The 17929-nt window shown below is 58.7% G+C and carries 17 protein-coding genes; 13 read left to right on the plus strand and 4 right to left on the minus strand.

Going from position 1 to position 17929, the window contains the following annotated elements:
* Positions 1-9: 9 nt before the first annotated feature.
* Together AO065_RS06600 and yaaA are read right to left on the minus strand one after the other, a co-directional pair.
* Positions 10-1326 (minus strand): nucleotide sugar dehydrogenase, encoded by a 1317-nt coding sequence (locus AO065_RS06600; protein WP_004886229.1) that lies wholly within the window; start codon positions 1324-1326, stop codon positions 10-12.
* Positions 1327-2142: 816 nt separating this feature from the next.
* Entirely contained in the window at positions 2143-2922 is a 780-nt protein-coding gene (gene yaaA / locus AO065_RS06605; protein WP_004886226.1) for a peroxide stress protein YaaA, read from the minus strand.
* Between the two features lie 212 nt (positions 2923-3134).
* Here yaaA and AO065_RS06610 point away from each other — a divergent pair, with 212 nt between their 5' ends.
* The 5 genes from AO065_RS06610 to moaE all read left to right on the plus strand — a co-directional run bounded on the left by AO065_RS06610 (position 3135) and on the right by moaE (position 7383).
* Complete coding sequence (locus AO065_RS06610) at positions 3135-4313, plus strand: polysaccharide deacetylase family protein (protein ID WP_032652056.1); 1179 nt, start codon at positions 3135-3137, stop codon at positions 4311-4313.
* Between the two features lie 295 nt (positions 4314-4608).
* Positions 4609-6003: a PhoH family protein gene (locus tag AO065_RS06615; protein ID WP_004886223.1), complete on the plus strand. Its 1395-nt coding sequence runs from the start codon at positions 4609-4611 to the stop codon at positions 6001-6003.
* 200 nt (positions 6004-6203) lie between these two features.
* A complete protein-coding gene (gene moaC, locus AO065_RS06620) occupies positions 6204-6689 on the plus strand; it encodes a cyclic pyranopterin monophosphate synthase MoaC (RefSeq protein ID WP_004886220.1) in 486 nt (161 codons plus the stop codon).
* Positions 6686-6931 (plus strand): MoaD/ThiS family protein, encoded by a 246-nt coding sequence (locus tag AO065_RS06625; RefSeq protein WP_004886217.1) that lies wholly within the window; start codon positions 6686-6688, stop codon positions 6929-6931. The genes moaC and AO065_RS06625 overlap by 4 nt, the downstream gene beginning before the upstream one ends.
* Positions 6932-6933: 2 nt before the next feature.
* Positions 6934-7383 carry a molybdopterin synthase catalytic subunit MoaE gene (gene moaE, locus AO065_RS06630; protein WP_004886213.1) on the plus strand — a complete coding sequence of 150 codons (450 nt, stop codon included), beginning with the start codon at positions 6934-6936 and terminating at the stop codon, positions 7381-7383.
* A 121-nt stretch (positions 7384-7504) separates the two neighbouring features.
* On the opposite strand, the gene rhlB is transcribed toward moaE, so the two are convergent.
* Positions 7505-8971, minus strand: coding sequence for an ATP-dependent RNA helicase RhlB (gene rhlB / locus AO065_RS06635; RefSeq protein WP_032652053.1), 1467 nt, complete (start codon positions 8969-8971; stop codon positions 7505-7507).
* Between the two features lie 117 nt (positions 8972-9088).
* The gene (locus AO065_RS06640) at positions 9089-9748 is read right to left on the minus strand and encodes an alpha/beta hydrolase (RefSeq protein WP_004886208.1); all 660 of its coding nucleotides are present in this window, start codon (positions 9746-9748) and stop codon (positions 9089-9091) included.
* Positions 9749-10230: 482 nt separating this feature from the next.
* Here AO065_RS06640 and AO065_RS06645 point away from each other — a divergent pair, with 482 nt between their 5' ends.
* The 8 genes from AO065_RS06645 to AO065_RS06680 all read left to right on the plus strand — a co-directional run bounded on the left by AO065_RS06645 (position 10231) and on the right by AO065_RS06680 (position 17711).
* Positions 10231-11259 carry an amino acid ABC transporter substrate-binding protein gene (locus AO065_RS06645; protein ID WP_004886204.1) on the plus strand — a complete coding sequence of 343 codons (1029 nt, stop codon included), beginning with the start codon at positions 10231-10233 and terminating at the stop codon, positions 11257-11259.
* A 70-nt stretch (positions 11260-11329) separates the two neighbouring features.
* Positions 11330-12511, plus strand: a complete 1182-nt coding sequence (locus tag AO065_RS06650; RefSeq protein ID WP_004886201.1) for an amino acid ABC transporter permease — start codon at positions 11330-11332, stop codon at positions 12509-12511.
* A 10-nt stretch (positions 12512-12521) separates the two neighbouring features.
* Positions 12522-13619 (plus strand): amino acid ABC transporter permease, encoded by a 1098-nt coding sequence (locus tag AO065_RS06655; protein ID WP_004886199.1) that lies wholly within the window; start codon positions 12522-12524, stop codon positions 13617-13619.
* Positions 13620-13629: 10 nt separating this feature from the next.
* Positions 13630-14394, plus strand: coding sequence for an amino acid ABC transporter ATP-binding protein (locus AO065_RS06660; RefSeq protein ID WP_004886196.1), 765 nt, complete (start codon positions 13630-13632; stop codon positions 14392-14394).
* A gap of 165 nt (positions 14395-14559) precedes the next feature.
* Positions 14560-15792 (plus strand): MFS transporter, encoded by a 1233-nt coding sequence (locus AO065_RS06665; protein ID WP_004886195.1) that lies wholly within the window; start codon positions 14560-14562, stop codon positions 15790-15792.
* An 84-nt stretch (positions 15793-15876) separates the two neighbouring features.
* Positions 15877-16368, plus strand: a complete 492-nt coding sequence (locus AO065_RS06670) for a nuclear transport factor 2 family protein (RefSeq protein WP_004886192.1) — start codon at positions 15877-15879, stop codon at positions 16366-16368.
* Positions 16361-16714: a GIY-YIG nuclease family protein gene (locus AO065_RS06675; RefSeq protein ID WP_004886188.1), complete on the plus strand. Its 354-nt coding sequence runs from the start codon at positions 16361-16363 to the stop codon at positions 16712-16714. The genes AO065_RS06670 and AO065_RS06675 overlap by 8 nt, the downstream gene beginning before the upstream one ends.
* 64 nt (positions 16715-16778) lie before the next feature.
* Positions 16779-17711 carry a glutathione S-transferase family protein gene (locus AO065_RS06680; RefSeq protein WP_004886185.1) on the plus strand — a complete coding sequence of 311 codons (933 nt, stop codon included), beginning with the start codon at positions 16779-16781 and terminating at the stop codon, positions 17709-17711.
* The last annotated feature ends 218 nt before the right edge of the window (positions 17712-17929 follow it).

A 17929-nucleotide genomic window follows, 5' to 3' on the forward strand; every position in this document is an offset into this window, starting at 1 on the left:
GCGGCTGATTTACCAGCAGATACCTTCGGCACGGCCATCTTCACTGGTGGCCTTGGACATGAAGCCCACCAGGTCGATGACGCGCTTGCCTTCAGGGGTCTTGTCGGCGAGTACGCGGAAGCGCTCGTCGCGGTTGCCCAGGATGATGATGTCAGAGTCGTTTACGACCTGATCGAAGTCGGAATTCAGCAGCGAGGAAACGTGCGGGATTTTCGATTCGATGTAGTCTTTGTTGGCGCCGTGAACACGTGCGTATTCAACGTTGCTGTCGAAGATGCTCAGGTCGAAGCCCTTGCCGATCAGCATTTCAGCCAGCTCTACCAGCGGGCTTTCACGCAGGTCGTCGGTGCCGGCCTTGAAGCTCAGACCCAGCAGTGCAACCTTGCGGCTGTCGTAGCTGGCAACCATGTCGAAAGCGTTCTGCACCTGCGACACGTTGCTACGCATCAGGGAGTTGAGCAGAGGCGCTTCAACGTCCAGCGTGCTGGCGCGGTAGGTCAGGGCGCGCACGTCCTTCGGCAGGCAGGAACCGCCGAATGCGAAGCCTGGGCGCATGTAGTACTGGGACAGGTTCAGTGCCTTGTCCTGGCAGACCACGTCCATCACTTCACGGCCATCGACGCCGACTGCCTTGGCAATGTTGCCGATTTCGTTGGCGAAGGTGACTTTGGTGGCGTGCCATACGTTGCAGGTGTACTTGATCATTTCGGCAACGGCGATGTCCTTGCGGATGATCGGTGCGTCCAGTTCTTCGTACAGCGATTGCAGAACGTCGCCCGAGGCCTTGTCGAACTCGCCGATGACGGTCATCGGAGGCAGGTCGTAGTCCTTGATCGCGGTGCTTTCACGCAGGAACTCAGGGTTTACGGCAACGCCGAAGTCCACGCCAGCTTTCTTGCCGGAGCAGTCTTCCAGAATCGGGATGACGACATTGGCAACGGTGCCCGGCAGTACGGTGCTGCGGACCACGATGGTGTGACGGGAAGTCTTGTCACGCAGCACGTAACCGATTTCGCGGCACACGGATTCGATGAAGTCGAGTTCCAGGTCGCCGTTTTTCTTGCTCGGTGTACCGACGCAGATCATCGACAGATCGGTGGCGCGAATAGCCTCGGAGAAGTCCGTGGTGCCACGCAGTTTGCCCGTACGAATACCTTGCGCCAGCAGGTCTTCAAGACCCGGTTCAACGATGGGCGATTTGCCGTTATTGATCAGGTCGATCTTGGTGCTGGAAATATCCACACCGACAACTTCATGACCCCGTGCAGAAAGGCAACCGGCACAGACTGCACCGACATAACCCAAACCAAAGATGCTGATACGCATCGTACTCTCCTCGATTTTCACGCCATAAGTTGGCTGGATATTAATTTTTGGCCAGCAGATGTCACACGCGAGTCGTGACAGCGTGTAAGGCCATCTAACTAACGCAGGCATATTTAAGAGTGAGTGCCCAAACAAGCGAGGCGAACCCAAATGACACTAAGTACAAGCGGCAGGTGACCTGTCCTTCCGGGCGGGGCCCTGCTCTCTTGGATGCAGTAAACCACTCCATGTATAGCGATCGACGGCGGATCAGGAGCTGAAAGCCTTTGGCCATAGCCTTGGCGGTTCTCGTCGAGTCCTGCGCGCCACACCGGTCCGGTGCTTCGCCTGTCTACCTACTTCAACTAGTGATATGAGTTTTAATTTCGGTACCTGCAGCCTCTTCCCTTGGAAAAGGACTGCCTGCGGGTAACTTCCCTTTGTCCTCGCTTCGCTGTAGGTGATCTCCTACAGGGTGGCCGAGAATTGTTACGGGATGTAGGAGCGTAAGGTTTCCCATTTAGTTCCGGGCCACTCGTCCTGTTTGGGAGATTTTGATGTATCAATCTTGTGACATGGGTAGTTGCATACTGATGGCGCACAAGGGTGAAGTCCCTTATAAACAGGGGTTAGATGTCACCTGATATAAAAGTGCCATTACTGTTTAAGACTAAAGCGCCACCACGTAAAAAAATTGTTTATTTTTTGAGAAAATTTTCTTGTCGGACAAGCGAGACACTAGTTGACGTTTAAGTGGCGTCATAAAGCCGTCGCCTGGCCGGAGAGATAGGCGTATTAAGTTGTACAGCGGCGTAGCGCTGCACAACTTTGACGCCATTAGTCCTCTGGGCTGTCGCGCAGAAAGACCAACTTGGAGGGGGAGGATAGTTCTGCGTTATAACGATATCCCTGAACATCGAACGCTCTAAGCGCTTCGGGGCTGTCGATGCGTTCCTCGATCACAAACCGGCTCATCATCCCTCGCGCCTTCTTGGCATAGAAGCTGATGATCTTGTACTGCCCGTTTTTCAGGTCCTTGAACTCGATGTCGATGATCCGGGCATTGAGCGCCGAACGCTTGACCGCTGAAAAGTACTCGGTCGAGGCCAGATTGAGCAGCAGGTCGTCGCCCTGATCGGCGAGTGCTTCATTCAACCATTCACTGATCCGCGTACCCCAGAAGGCATAAAGATCCTTGCCACGGGCATTGGCCAGCCGCGTGCCCATCTCCAGGCGATAGGGTTGCATCAGGTCCAGGGGGCGTAGCAGGCCGTAAAGGCCGGAGAGCATACGCAGGTGTTTCTGCGCATAGTCGAGCTGATCTTCGCTGAGCGTCTCTGCCTGAAGGCCCGTGTACACGTCGCCCTTGAACGCGAGCAGCGCCTGTTTGGCATTCTCGGGGGTGAACGCTGGCGTCCAGCTTCCAAAGCGCGCGGCATTGAGACCGGCCAGTTTGTCGGACAGGTGCATCAGTTCTGCGATCTGCGCGGGCGCAAGTTCACGAAGCTGGCTGATCAATTCCTGAGAGTGTTCCAGGTACTGCGGCTGGGTAAAACGCTCGGTGGTGGGCGGTGTTTCGAAATCGAGGGTTTTCGCTGGGGAAATCACCATCAGCATGAAGTCGTCTCCTTTGATCGTCCGGGGATTCTAGGGGCTGATGGCGCGCGACTCCAGCTATGGTGGCGATAGAGACAGGTTTGACACTCGTGTGTGGGGCCATTGCGTTTCACGCACCTGCTTTGTATGTGTGCCGACATAAGGGGCGGGCGTATATCAGCTATAGTGGCGCGCTGGTCATGACGCGACAGTCGACAGAGAGGATATTGGGTTTGCGTATCGTTTTAGCAGTTTGCGCGTGTCTGTTATGGGGTCAGGCCCAGGCAGCCGCTCCGGTCATCGCCACCATGGATCGCAGTGTCTGGCCCGAGCGTCTGGAAACGCCGGCGCTGTTCGATGTCGCGTCACGCGCAGAGATCCTTGCGTTCGCCCATCAGCTGTACCTGAGCGAGAAGCTGGACGAGGAGGGGCTCAGGCAGCGCCTTGGTCTGCGTTACGTGAACGTCTCATCGTTGAACGTGGTCCGCCACCGTCTGTGGTCGCGTCTGCTGGAAAACTATCAGGCCGCCCAGAAAAGCTGCGTGGATGATGCCAACTTCTGTGTGCTGGTCGAAGACATGGATCAGTTGCGTCAGCGCGCCGAGGAATATCAGGTCGCCGATGACTCCTTTTATGCTGCCTGGGCGAGACCCAGTGCTGTCTTCCATCAGCGCTACCTCAATGAACTGCTGTTCCTGGCTGCGCTGTTTCCGCAGACCAGCAGCGAGATCGAGCGTTACAACTCCGATGAGATGAGCGGCGACGAGATGCCCGACCGCACGTTCAGACTCGACTTCGACAGTGGGCCGAGCGCCGTCGACGGTGCCACGGACTGGCTGGCCGACTTCATGCGCCAGCAGAAAATGACCGCGACCTTCCATGTATTGGGCAAGAGCCTGCAGGACCGTCTCGACAGCACATCCGCTGCCAGCCTGCAGGCTTTGTACCGCCAGCAGTGCGTGGGGATTCAGGGCTGGGAATACCGCTCGCACAGCCAGTGGCTCGATTGGCAGGATTCGATTCAACGCAGCTCGGCGCTGGTGCAGCAGATCCTGCCGGATAACTTCGTGCCGCTGTTCCGGCCGCCTTATGGCCATCGCCGAGCCGACAGCGGCGACTATTTCCGCTCGCAGCATCTGCGGGTATCGCTGTGGAATATCGACGCTCAGGATGCAACCGGTCGGCTGACTGCCGATCAGGTGGGTGATCGCGTATTGACGCTCATGCTGCTCTGGCGACGGGGCACAGTGGTGTTCCATGACTCGGCCAACCGGGCGCAGTCGGCACTGCCGCTGTTGATGGCCAATACCGCGCAAAGCGAACTGATCTGGGATGACTGCCGGAATCTGTATGAAACGCCCGTGGAACAAGGGCTGGAGGAGGGTGGCGAAGACGCATCTGAAGGGGAATGACGGGCAAATCGACTGTAGCTGACTTCCGACTGTAAACGCGCTGAGAACGTCCGCCAAGCGCTATTCGTCATCCTGTGAAATAAACTTCAAAAAACTGTCAAAGAGCTTTTTTCTGTCATCCCTTTTGCTGTATTACGAATACAGACCGCCGAAACCTGCAACACAGGTGGCGTCTCCCAAGACCCACCTTGAGCAACACTTCTACCCTGCCTGAAGGGAAGAAAACCGGCGGCCTTTTCGTGGCGCAGTGCTGTTGTGGTTCTGCGTCGCCTGGCTACTACAAAGGTGAGCGAGTATGGATGATCACGGACGCACCCCCTCCACTAACCAGCCAATCCTTTACGTGCTCGATACCAATGTATTGATCCATGATCCAAACGCACTGCTGAATTTCGAAGAACACCACGTCGCCATCCCCATGACCGTTCTGGAGGAACTGGACAAACTCAAGGCAGGTAAACACTCGGTAGCCGCCGAATGCCGACAGGCGATCCGCCTGATCGACAAGACGCTGGGCGAAGCGTCACCCGAAGAAGTCGAGAAGGGTGTGCCGATCGACCGTGGCACTGGCGTGTTCAAAGGCTTCCTGTCGATTCTGATGAGCAAGCGCGAGGAACCCAACAGCCTGCTTCCCGAGCATCTGAACGACAACATCATCATCAACCAATTGATCGACCTGCACGCGCGCAACAAGGACTTGAGCGTGGTGCTGGTGACCAAAGACATCAACATGCGCCTCAAGGCCCGCGCGTGCGGTATCGAGGCCGAGGATTACAGTACCGACCAGTTGGTGGACGACGTCTCGCTGTTGTCCCGTGGCTACCATGATATGACCGGTTCGTTCTGGGACAGGGTCAACAAGGTCGATACCCGTCAGGAGCGGGGGCGCACCTGGCACCGTGTGCAATTGAACGAAACGCTGCCTGCGGTCCATATCAATGAGTTCATTGTCGACGAACAGGGCTTCGTCGGCTGGATCAAGGGCGTCAAGAATGACGAGCTGCTGATTCTGGATATGCATCAGGAGCCGCTGATGCATCAGGAGGCCTGGGGCCTCAAGCCGCGGGATATCTATCAGGGGCTGGCGCTGTTTGCCCTGCTGGATCCGGACATCCACCTGGTCAACCTGTCCGGTGCTGCCGGTTCGGGTAAAACCATCCTGGCCCTGGCCGCTGCCATCGAGCAAACCATGGTCACCAAGCGCTATCGCCGCATCATCGCGACCCGCAGCGTGCAGGGTCTTGATCAGGAAATCGGCTTCCTGCCGGGTACCGAAGCGGAAAAAATGGAGCCGTGGCTCGGCGCGATCACCGACAACCTCGAAGCCTTGCACATGGATGACGAAAGCACCCATGGCAGCGTCGACTACATCCTTAGCAAGGTGCCGTTGCAGTTCAAATCCCTCAACTACATCCGAGGCCGCAGCTTTCAACAGAGTCTGATCCTGATCGATGAGTGCCAGAACCTGACGCCGCACCAGATGAAAACCATCATCACCCGTGCCGGTGCCGGTTCCAAAGTGGTCTGCCTGGGCAACCTGGCGCAGATCGACACCCCTTATCTGTCAGCCACCAGCTCCGGGCTGACCTACCTGACAGAACGCTTCAAGGACTTCCCCAACGGCGTGCACATCACCTTGCAGGGTGTGCCTCGCTCGATCCTGGCCGAGTACGCAGAGAGTCATCTGTAACGGTGTTGGTCGTGCCCACGCGCAGGCGTGGGCACGATCAGTGTGCTGGAGATCAATGATCGTTCCCACGCTCCAGCGTGGTAACGCCTCCCAGGACGCTCCGCGTCCGCTCTTGAATGTGGCGCAGATGTGTGCCCAAGCTCCAGCCCGATCCCACACATTTAGGTTTACAATCCCCGCTCCTGTTCAGGAGTAGAACTGTGCTGACTCATCTCGATTCCCAAGGCCGTGCCAACATGGTCGATGTCACCGATAAAGCGGTCACGTCCCGTGAAGCCGTGGCCTGTGCGCGTGTGCGCATGTTGCCGACCACTCTGCAAATGATTGTCAGCGGCGGTCACCCCAAGGGTGATGTCTTCGCTGTGGCCCGTATCGCGGGTATTCAGGCGGCGAAGAAGACCAGCGATCTGATCCCGCTCTGCCATCCACTGATGCTGACCAGCGTCAAGGTCGAACTCTCTGCCGAGGGCGACGACTCGGTACTGATCATGGCGCGCTGCAAGCTGGCAGGGCAGACCGGTGTGGAAATGGAAGCGCTGACTGCCGCCAGTGTCGCGGCGCTGACGATCTATGACATGTGCAAGGCGGTGGACCGCGGCATGGTCATCGAGTCGGTACGCCTGCTGGAGAAGATTGGCGGCAAAAGCGGTCACTTCGTCGCCGACGATGTGGAGGCGGGGAAATGAAGCTGCAGGTTCAGTATTTCGCCCGCTATCGCGAAGCGCTGGGTCTGGACAGCGAGCGAGTCGAAGGTGATTTCGCAACCCTGGATGCACTGCGTCAGCATCTGCTCCAGCGCGGCGAAGCCTGGCAGGTGCTGGGTGAGCAGAACGTGATGTGCGCCCGCAATCAGGAACTGTGCCCGCTGGACGAGCCGTTGCAGGATGGCGATGAAGTGGCGTTCTTTCCTACCGTGACCGGAGGCTGATCATGGCGGTTCGCGTGCAATCTGCTGCGTTCGATCCGGGCACAGAAGTCAACGCGCTGCATGCGGCCAATGTCGGCATCGGAGCGGTGGTGAGTTTTGTCGGTTATGTGCGGGACTTCAACGACGGTCGCGAAGTGTCGGGCATGTTTCTGGAACACTATCCGGGCATGACCGAAAAGGCGTTGGCGAAGATCATTGTCGAAGCCGAGCAGCGCTGGCCGTTATTGCGGCTGGACGTGCTGCATCGTGTCGGCGCGCTTGAGCCGGGCGAGCCCATCGTGTTCGTTGGCGTCGCCAGTGCCCATCGTCAGGCAGCTTTCGAAGCCTGTGACTTCGTCATGGATTACCTGAAAACCCGCGCGCCGTTCTGGAAACGTGAGAACACCCCTGAGGGTGAGCGTTGGGTAGAAGGGCGTGACAGTGATCATGCAGCGGCTGATCGCTGGAAGTGAGATGACTTGTCCCTGATCGTTCCTCACGCTCTGCGTGGGAATGCCTCTCAGCACGCTCCGCGTCCCGGGCAGCGTGCCAATGCGGGACATTGGCACGATCATCTTTTAGGCGGGAAAACGCTCAAGTCGTGCGACGCACCACTGCACGCAGCAGTTCGGTCGGCGGTGTTTCGCAGCTGATTTTGCGGCCCAGCTTCTCTTCGATGGCTGGCAACTGATACGAGTCATCCTCACCTGCGAAGCTGATCGACACGCCGTCGGCGCCGGCACGCCCAGTGCGGCCGATGCGGTGCACGTAATCATCCGGCACTTCCGGCAGGGTGAAGTTGATCACATGGCTGATGCCGTCGATATGAATGCCGCGACCGGCCACGTCAGTGGCGACCAGTACACGAATCTTGCCTTCGCGGAAGCCTTCCAGTGTCTTGATCCGCTTGTGCTGAGGCACGTCGCCCGACAGTTGCGCCGCGTTGACGCCATCGCGCACCAGGCGTTCTTCGATGCGACGTACTTCGTCCTTGCGGTTGGCAAAGACCATCACGCGTTCCCAGCCGTTGTCGTTGACCAGGTTGTACAGCAGCTTGTATTTGTCGGCACCGGCCACGGCATAGATATGTTGCTCGACGTTGTCACTGGCAACGTTGAGCGACTCGATCTCGACGATGGACGGATCCGTGGTCCATTGCTTGGCCAGGTTCATGACGTCTTCAGTGAAGGTGGCCGAGAACAGCAGGGTCTGGCGCTCACCCTTGTGCGGCGTTTGACGAATGATCTGACGCACCTGCGGAATGAAACCCATGTCCAGCATGCGGTCGGCTTCGTCCAGCACCATGACTTCGACCATGTCCAGATGCACCTCACCGCGCTGGTTGAAGTCCAGCAGGCGGCCCGGCGTGGCAACCAGAATGTCGCAGTGACGGGCTTCGAGTTGCTTGAGCTGCTTGTCGAAGTCCATGCCACCGACGAACGTCATGACGTTCAGGTTGGTGTACTTGGTCAGGTCGGCGGCGTCCTTGGCGATCTGCACCACCAGTTCCCGGGTCGGCGCGATGATCAGGGCACGTGGCTCGCCCATGTAGCGCTCGGCAGGTGGCGGAGTCTGGGTCAGTTGCTCGATGATCGAGATCAGGAAGGCTGCGGTTTTGCCGGTGCCGGTCTGCGCACGACCAATCGCGTCCTTGCCCTTTAGGGTGTAACCCAGAACGCCTGCCTGGATCGGCGTGCAGTAAGGGAAGCCCAGGTCCTGGATGGCGTGCATCAGCTCGGGCGCAAGGTTGAAATCGTGAAAGCGGGTCTTGCCTTCCTGCGGCTCAACGACGAAATCTTCGAGTTTCCAGGCTGGCGCAGGGGGCTTTTCCACGCGTTCGCGGCGTGGGCGCTCGGCCCTTGGCTTGTCGGAACGCGGTGCTCTGGCTTTGGCAGGCTCGACAGCCGTGTCGGCCACCTGAGCGGGGCGGTCATGATTCTGGCCCTTAATCTGCTCTTGAACGGGCATGACAGGGGCGGAGGCAGGTGCTGCCGGAGCAGGCGCGAGCTGTTCGGCCTCGCTTTTACCGAACATCTTTTTGAGTGCTTTGAGCACGGTCATCTCGTCAATTGGTTAAGGAATGTACGCCGAGCAGTGTAAAGCAAGAACCGTGCTCGGCGTAGTGTCATCCGTGTTGCGCTACAGAACCGCTCGGTCCAGAGCGCTGCAAAGCGGATTTCAGCGCAGCCTTTCAGCCAGCCATACGCCAATGTCCTGAATTTCCTGCGGTAACACTTGATGCCCCATTGGGTACTCCTGCCATTGAGCGGTGACACCTTGCGCCTTCAAATGTTCATAGGCGGTCCGACCCATGACGTTGTGCACCACTTCGTCATGTTGACCGTGCAGGCAGAGGGCAGGGATGCGCTGTTGGCTGGCGGACAGCGTCATCTGATTGTTGAATGTCGGTGCATAAGTGGATAACGCCAACACGCCACCCAGCGGGCCTTGCCAACGCAGATATCCGGCGTGCAACACCACTGCGCCGCCCTGGGAAAAGCCTGCCAGGAAGATACGCGCAGGGTCGATGCCGCTGTCGCGTTGTTGCTCGATGAGGTTCAACACCTGCTGCGCCGAGGCCTCCATCTCCTCATGATCGATGGCGCGGGCCTCGCTGCTCATGGCTTTGATGTCATACCAGCTCGGCATTTGATAGCCGCCGTTGACAGTGACGGCGCGGGTCGGAGCCTGCGGAAGCACGAAGCGAGTGGTCAGCAGTGACTCCTGCAGGGCTTCGGCCACTGGTAGAAAGTCGTAGCGGTCGGCACCCAGGCCGTGCAACCAGATGACGCACGCATCAGGGGCACCGGACGGTTCAATGATCAGGGGTTCGCTCATGACTGCTCCATTTTTGTGCGCAGGCGCTTTTTGGGCGCATTAATAAAGTGCGCAGCTTGTTTGAATATGAAAGAAGATGTCGCAACGGTACAAGTTTTTGTCTTGACCTGTCACTAATTCAACATCGCCAGCATGCTGGTACGGGCTTTGCTACAAGACGTCTGGAGACTGAGTGCTCACATCGATCGGTAACACTATAAAGCTATTACTGGTAACGGTCGAAAAGCAGCACCGGACTCCATGCGTCAGGATTCGCGGCACGTTTCAACCTGTACCGTTCGGGTTCGGGAAAACACGGGGCAACAGTCCAAGGGATCGATTCGAATGATGATGAGGCCTGACGAGATGATCTTGCAGGCGCTTCATGATTCAGGTCCGGCCACGCATGACCCAAAAAAAAGCCAGCACGGGTCATTAATGCCTCACAAGGGTGCGATGCCACTGAAACTCCCACACAACAAAGAGCAAACTGGAGATTTTGAATGAAGATGTTGAAATCCACCCTGGCGGTAGTCACAGCTGTAGCAGCACTTGGCGTGGCGGGGGCTGCTAACGCAGGTGCCACACTCGATGCTATTCAGAAGAAAGGGTTTGTTCAGTGCGGCGTCAGCGATGGCCTGCCAGGTTTTTCCGTTCCGGATGCTACCGGCAAGATCACCGGTATCGACGCTGACGTGTGCCGCGCCGTTGCCGCAGCCGTGTTTGGCGACGCGACCAAGGTCAAGTTCAGCCAGTTGAACGCCAAAGAGCGTTTCACTGCACTGCAATCGGGCGAAATCGACATCCTGTCGCGTAACACCACCTGGACCAGCTCGCGCGATTCGGGCATGGGCCTGGTTTTCGCCGGCGTGACCTACTACGACGGCATCGGCTTCCTGGTGAACAAGAAGCTGGGCGTCAACAGCGCCAAGGAACTGGACGGCGCGACCGTTTGTATCCAGGCAGGCACCACCACCGAGCTGAACGTCTCTGACTACTTCCGCTCCAACGGCCTGAAATACACCCCGATCACCTTCGACACCTCCGATGAAAGCGCCAAGTCGCTGGAAGGCGGCCGTTGCGACGTGCTGACCTCCGACCAGTCGCAGCTGTACGCACAGCGCAGCAAGCTGGCCAAGCCGGACGACTACGTCGTTCTGCCGGAAGTGATCTCCAAGGAGCCGCTGGGCCCTGTCGTACGTAAAGGCGACGAAGAGTGGTTCTCCATCGTCAAGTGGACACTGTTTGCCATGCTGAACGCTGAAGAGGCCAAAGTGACCTCCAAGAACGTTGAAGCAGAAGCCAAGTCGACCAAGAACCCTGATGTTGCCCGTATGCTCGGCGCTGACGGTGCCTACGGTGCCGACCTGAAGCTGCCGAAGGACTGGGTCGTACAGATCGTCAAGCAGGTAGGTAACTACGGCGAGATGTTCGAACGCAACCTGGGCGAGTCCACCCCGCTGAAAATCAAGCGTGGCCAGAATGCCCTGTGGAACGCTGGTGGCATCCAGTACGCTCCACCTATTCGCTGATTGACCCGGCGCCCGACAGGCTTCCCAGTCTGTCGGGCGTTGTTCTGTTGGATTTTTCCTGGGGCATTTCATGGAAAAGCAAATCGTCGCACCCAAGCAAAAGCTCACCCTGAGCGATCCGAAAGTGCGCGCGTGGTTGTTTCAGATCATCACTGTCATTGCGGTGGTCTCGTTGGGCTGGTTCATGTTCGACAACACCCAGACCAACCTCCAGCACCGGGGTATCACGTCCGGTTTTGGCTTTCTTGAGCGCAGTGCCGGCTTCGGCATTGCTCAGCATCTGATCGATTACAGCGAAGCGGACAGCTATGCCCGCGTGTTTGTCATCGGCCTGCTCAACACCCTGCTGGTCTCGGTCATCGGTATCATCCTGGCGACTCTGCTGGGCTTCATCATCGGCGTTGCCCGTCTGTCTCCGAACTGGATGATCAGCAAACTGGCCACGGTGTATGTGGAAGTCTTCCGCAACATCCCGCCACTGCTGCAGATCCTGTTCTGGTACACCGCGGTCTTCCTGACGCTGCCCGGACCACGTCAGGCCCATGGCTATTTCGACATGTTCTTCGTCAGCAGCCGTGGCCTGAACATGCCCCGAGCGATGCCGGCCGAAGGCATGACAGCGTTTCTGGTCAGCGTGCTGATCGCCATCGTTGCCATCGTGATGATGGTGCGTTGGGCCAACAAGCGTTTCGAAGCCACCGGTCAGCCGTTCCACAAGTTCTGGGTAGGCCTGGCATTGCTGCTGGTCATTCCCGGCCTGAGCATGCTGGTGTTCGGCAGCCCTGTGCACTGGGAACTGCCACAACTCAAGGGCTTCAACTTCACCGGTGGCTGGGTGCTGATCCCCGAGCTGATCTCGCTGACACTGGCGCTGACCATCTACACCGCGGCGTTCATCGCCGAGATCGTGCGTTCGGGCATCAAGTCGGTCAGCCATGGCCAGACCGAAGCCGCTCGCTCGCTGGGGCTGCGTCCGGGTCCTACGCTGCGCAAGGTCATCATTCCGCAGGCACTGCGAGTGATCATCCCGCCGTTGACCAGCCAGTTCCTGAACCTGGCGAAGAACTCTTCGCTGGCGGCAGCCATCGGTTATCCGGAAATGGTTTCCCTGTTTGCCGGTACGGTGCTCAACCAGACCGGACAGGCCATTGAAGTCATTGCCATCACCATGAGCGTGTACCTGGCGATCAGTATCAGCATTTCCCTGCTGATGAACTGGTACAACAAGCGCATTGCGCTGATCGAGCGGTGAGGAAACGCGCATGACAACCCATACTTTCAAACCTGATATGCCACCGCCGGGCAAAGTGTTCGGACCGATGGCGTGGATGCGGCAGAACCTGTTCTCCAGCTGGATCAACACGATCCTCACGCTGCTGTCGCTGTACCTGATCTACCTGATCGTCCCGCCGATGATCAGTTGGGCACTGCTGGATGCGAACTGGATCGGCACCACCAAGGAAGATTGCACCAAGGCTGGCGCCTGCTGGGTATTCATTCAGCAGCGTTTCGGCCAGTTCATGTATGGATACTTCCCCACCGAATTGCGCTGGAGGGTCGATCTGACCGCCATCCTCGCCATCGTGGGCGCTGCACCGCTGTTCATTTCGAAATTCCCGCGCAAGGCCCTCTACGGTATCGCTTACCTGGTGATCTACCCGGTCGTTGCGTTCTACCTGCTGCACGGTGGCGCATTCGGTCTGAGCAACGTGCCGACCAGCCAGTGGGGCGGCCTGATGCTGACGCTGGTCATCGCTACGGTCGGTATCGCCGGTGCGCTGCCGCTGGGCATTCTGCTGGCACTGGGGCGTCGCTCCAACATGCCGGCGGTGCGCGTGGTGTGCGTGACCTTCATCGAGTTCTGGCGCGGCGTGCCCTTGATCACGGTGCTGTTCATGTCCTCGGTCATGCTGCCGCTGTTCATGCCTGAAGGGATGAACTTCGACAAGCTGCTGCGGGCGCTGATCGGCGTCATCCTGTTCCAGTCGGCCTACGTCGCCGAAGTGGTGCGCGGTGGCATGCAGGCGATTCCAAAGGGTCAGTACGAAGCGGCCGCTGCCATGGGCCTGGGTTACTGGCGCAGCATGGGTCTGGTGATCCTGCCGCAGGCGTTGAAGATGGTTATTCCCGGCATCGTGAATACCTTCATCGCGCTGTTCAAGGACACCAGCCTTGTGATCATCATCGGTCTGTTCGACCTGCTCAACAGCGTCAAGCAAGCCACCGCCGACCCGTCATGGCTGGGTATGGCCACCGAAGGCTATGTCTTCGCGGCCCTGGTGTTCTGGATCTTCTGTTTCGGTATGTCCCGCTATTCCATGCACTTGGAACGTAAGCTGGACACAGGCCACAAGCGTTAGGAGTTTTGACATGAGTGAAGTTATCACCAAGCCTCTGGGCGCTGAAGGCATGATCCGCATGGAGGGCGTCCATAAATGGTACGGCCAGTTCCATGTGCTCAAGGACATCAACCTGAACGTGCGTCAGGGCGAGCGTATCGTATTGTGCGGCCCGTCGGGCTCGGGCAAGTCGACCACCATTCGCTGCCTGAACCGTCTGGAAGAGCACCAGCAGGGCAGGATCATTGTTGACGGAACCGAGCTGACCTCGGACCTGAAGCAGATCGAAACCATCCGCCGTGAAGTCGGCATGGTGTTTCAGCATTTCAACCTGTTCCCGCACCTGACCATCCTGCAGAACTGCACGCTGGCGCCGATGTGGGTTCGCAAGATGCCGAAGAAGAAAGCCGAAGAAATCGCCATGCATTACCTGGAGCGTGTACGCATTCCAGAGCAGGCGCACAAATTCCCGGGCCAGCTCTCCGGCGGTCAGCAGCAGCGTGTGGCGATTGCCCGTGCGCTGTGCATGAAGCCCAAGATCATGCTGTTCGACGAGCCGACCTCGGCACTCGACCCGGAAATGGTCAAGGAAGTACTCGACACCATGGTCGGCCTGGCTGAAGAGGGCATGACCATGCTGTGCGTGACCCACGAGATGGGCTTTGCCCGCACCGTGGCCAACCGGGTGATCTTCATGGACAAGGGTGAAATTGTCGAGCAGGCTGCGCCGAACGACTTCTTCGACAACCCGCAAAGCGACCGTACCAAACTGTTCCTCAGCCAGATCATTCACTGAGTCACAGCTGCGACACAGAAAACCGGGCCTCGCGCCCGGTTTTTTCATTTCTGGTGTCAGGCCTGGTTTGTATGCAATCTCGCCTGAACCTTGTATTCCACATCGTTCTCCAACAGGATACTTGCCCCCTGAAACGGGTCGACATACCTGATTGCCGAGAAATAGATGACTGCCAAGGCTCAACCCAGCCCCGACTCTGCCACTGCCCCGATTCCTCCGATCCTCAAGCGCCCCTGGCTGTTGCTGCTGGGTCTGGTGCTGGTGGCTCTTAACCTGCGCCCCGCGTTGTCCAGCATCGCGCCCTTGCTCAATAACGTGTCCGACAGCCTGGGTATGTCGGCTGCCGAAGCGGGCCTGCTGACCACCTTGCCGGTGCTGTGCCTGGGCCTGTTCGCACCGCTGGCACCGATTCTGGCACGCCGCTTTGGCAGTGAGCGGGTCGTTCTGGTGATTCTGCTGCTGCTCGCGTCGGGTCTGGCAGTGCGCAGTCTGTTCGGTGAATTCGGCCTGTTCACGGGGAGCCTGATGGCGGGCGCGAGCATCGGCATCATCGGCGTGCTGCTGCCGGGCATCGTCAAGCGCGACTTTCCGAAGCAGGCAGGCGCAATGACCGGTGTCTACACCATGGCGCTGTGTCTGGGTGCGGCCATCGCAGCGGGCTCCACCGTGCCGCTGAGTCATTACTTCGATGACAGCTGGCAGATCGGTCTGGGGTTCTGGCTGATTCCGGCACTGATCGCTGCGTTGCTCTGGCTGCCGCAAGCCCTTGAAATACACGGCACGCACCGTGATGTTTACCGGGTCAAAGGCCTGCTGCGTGATCGGCTGGCCTGGCAGGTGACGCTGTACATGGGGCTGCAGTCTTCGCTGTCCTACATCGTGTTTGGCTGGCTTCCGTCGATTCTGATCGGCCGCGGCATGACCCCGACCCAGGCAGGTCTGCTCCTGTCTGGATCGATCATCGTGCAGGTCATCAGCGCCCTGAGCGCCCCCTGGCTGGCGACGCGTGGCAAGGACCAGCGTCTGGCAATCATGCTGGTGATGTCGCTGACCCTCACCGGATTGTTCGGCTGCCTTTATGCGCCGCTGGAAGGTCTGTGGGGTTGGGCGATTCTGCTGGGCCTGGGGCAGGGCGGTACGTTCAGTCTTGCGCTGGCGTTGATCGTGTTGCGTTCAAGGGATTCGCATGTGGCGTCCAATCTGTCGAGCATGGCGCAAGGTTTCGGCTACACCATCGCCTCGATGGGGCCGTTTGCGGTCGGTGTCGTGCACGACGTGACCGGCAACTGGAATGCGATTGGCTGGATCTTCGCCGTATTGGGTCTTGGCGCGATGATCGCGGGCATGGGGGCGGGTCGATCGTTGTACGTGCAGGTGAGCAGTGAGAAGGTCCAATAACCTTATTTGTTTGCTAAATGTTGGTAGCTCCCAACGCGTTTGCCGCTTATCGTGCACGCATCTTTTGCCAAGGGAACTGCACGCATGAGTTACGAAGAAGACAGTCAGGCCAACAGCGCTCTCATCACCCGCTTTTATGAAGCGTTCGCTCAGCTGGACGCCGAGGCAATGAGCGCCTGTTACACCGACGATGTGCTGTTCAGCGATCCGGTGTTCGGCGAGTTGCGTGGCCGTCAGGCAGGTGACATGTGGCGCATGCTCACGTCGCGTGCCAAGGACTTCTCGGTGGTGTTCGATCAGGTGCGTGCAGACGACCGTTCCGGGAGCGCCCACTGGGTGGCGACCTACCTGTTCAGCCAGACCGGGCGCACAGTGGTCAACGACATTCAGGCGCGCTTCGTGTTTCGCGACGGCCTGATCTGCGAGCATCATGACCATTTCGACCTGTGGCGCTGGTCGCGTCAGGCCCTGGGTGCAAAAGGCCTGCTGCTGGGCTGGACGCCGATGGTGCAAAACGCGATTCGCGGCCAGGCGCAGAAAGGTCTGAAAACCTTTACCGAGAGCCGCCGTGCCTGAGCCATGTGCAGTCGCTGCCGGGTCGATCAACAAGCCTCTGGTCTGCAAGCCCTGGTTCGTTTATCTCGTGCGCGCTGCCAATGGTTCGTTGTACTGCGGCATTAGCGATGATCCTGTCCGACGCTTTGCCGCTCACCAGAGCGGCAAGGGTGCACGCTTTTTCTGTTCAAGCCCGGCCGTGGCGCTGGTGTACGTCGAACAGCACGTCAGCAAGGGCGAAGCCCTGCGTCATGAGCGGTTGATCAAGAAGCTGCGCAAGACGGCCAAGGAGGTGCTGGCTGCCAGCTACAAAGGTGTGCCGGTTCAGGTATCGATCAATGAGCGTGATGTCATGCCATCCAGCTGAGGCGGTAGGCTGTCAGGGAGGTGCGGGGTAAGCTGTCTGCTTTCCACGCGCCCTGAGGCTGAACATGTCCGAGTTGATTCTTCACCATTACCCCACCTCGTTGTTTGCCGAAAAAGCCCGTCTGATGCTGGGTTTCAAGGGCCTTTCCTGGCGCTCTGTGACCATTCCATCGATCATGCCCAAACCTGACCTGACGGCGCTGACCGGCGGTTATCGTCGGACGCCGGTGTTGCAGGTCGGTGCGGATATCTATTGCGATACAGCCCTGATGGCGCGCCGTCTGGAACATGAAAAGGCTTCCCCGACGTTCTACCCGGAAGATCAGGAATTTACCGTCGCCAGCCTGGCCGCCTGGGGCGATTCGGTACTGTTCATGCACGCGGTGAGTCTGGTATTCCAGCCGGAATCGTTGGCCGTGCGCTTTGCCAAGGTCCCGCCCGAGGCCGCCAAGGCATTCGTTGCAGATCGTTCATCGCTGTTCACCGGCGGCAGCGCAACGCGCCTGAGTGCCGAGCAGGCCAAACACCAGTGGCCGACGTTCATGGCACGTCTGGAGTTGCAGTTGTCACGCAATGGCGACTTCCTGTTCGGTGAGCCTTCGATTGCCGATTTCAGCGTGGCGCACACCCTGTGGTTCCTCAAACAGACGCCTGTGACGGCGCCGTTTGTGGATAACTACCCTGGGGTCAGTGCATGGCTTGGCCGCGTGCTGGGCTTCGGCCACGGCGCGCACAGCGACCTGACTTCGGCCGAGGCCATCGAGATCGCCCGCAATGCCACGCCAGCGGCGCTACCTGAAGAGGCATTCGTAGACCCCAATGGCTTCAAGGCAGGCGATCAGGTGGCGATCTCGGCGACTGACTACGGAGTTGATAGCGTAGAAGGCGAGCTGGTATTTGCGGGGACTGAGGAGCTGATCCTGCGCCGCGAGGATGATCGAGCGGGTGTGGTGCATGTGCACTTCCCGAGACTCGGGTTCAAGATCGAGAAACGGTAAAGCGGCAACTGATCGTTCCGCGTCACTTCAAGAGCGGACGCGGAACGTCTTGGGGAGCATTCCCACGCAGAGCGCTCATCGTTATACAGAAGTCCGCAAGACGCGCAAAACGGGGCCCAAAACGAAAGTGACTGACTGAATGTATAACCCGTGGGAGGCGGCTTGCCGGCGATGGCGTCAGTTCAGTCACTGACAGGTCGCTTCAGAAAAAGCATCGC

It is taken from the genome of Pseudomonas viridiflava, assembly GCF_001642795.1.
In the GTDB taxonomy this organism is placed as follows: domain Bacteria; phylum Pseudomonadota; class Gammaproteobacteria; order Pseudomonadales; family Pseudomonadaceae; genus Aquipseudomonas; species Aquipseudomonas viridiflava.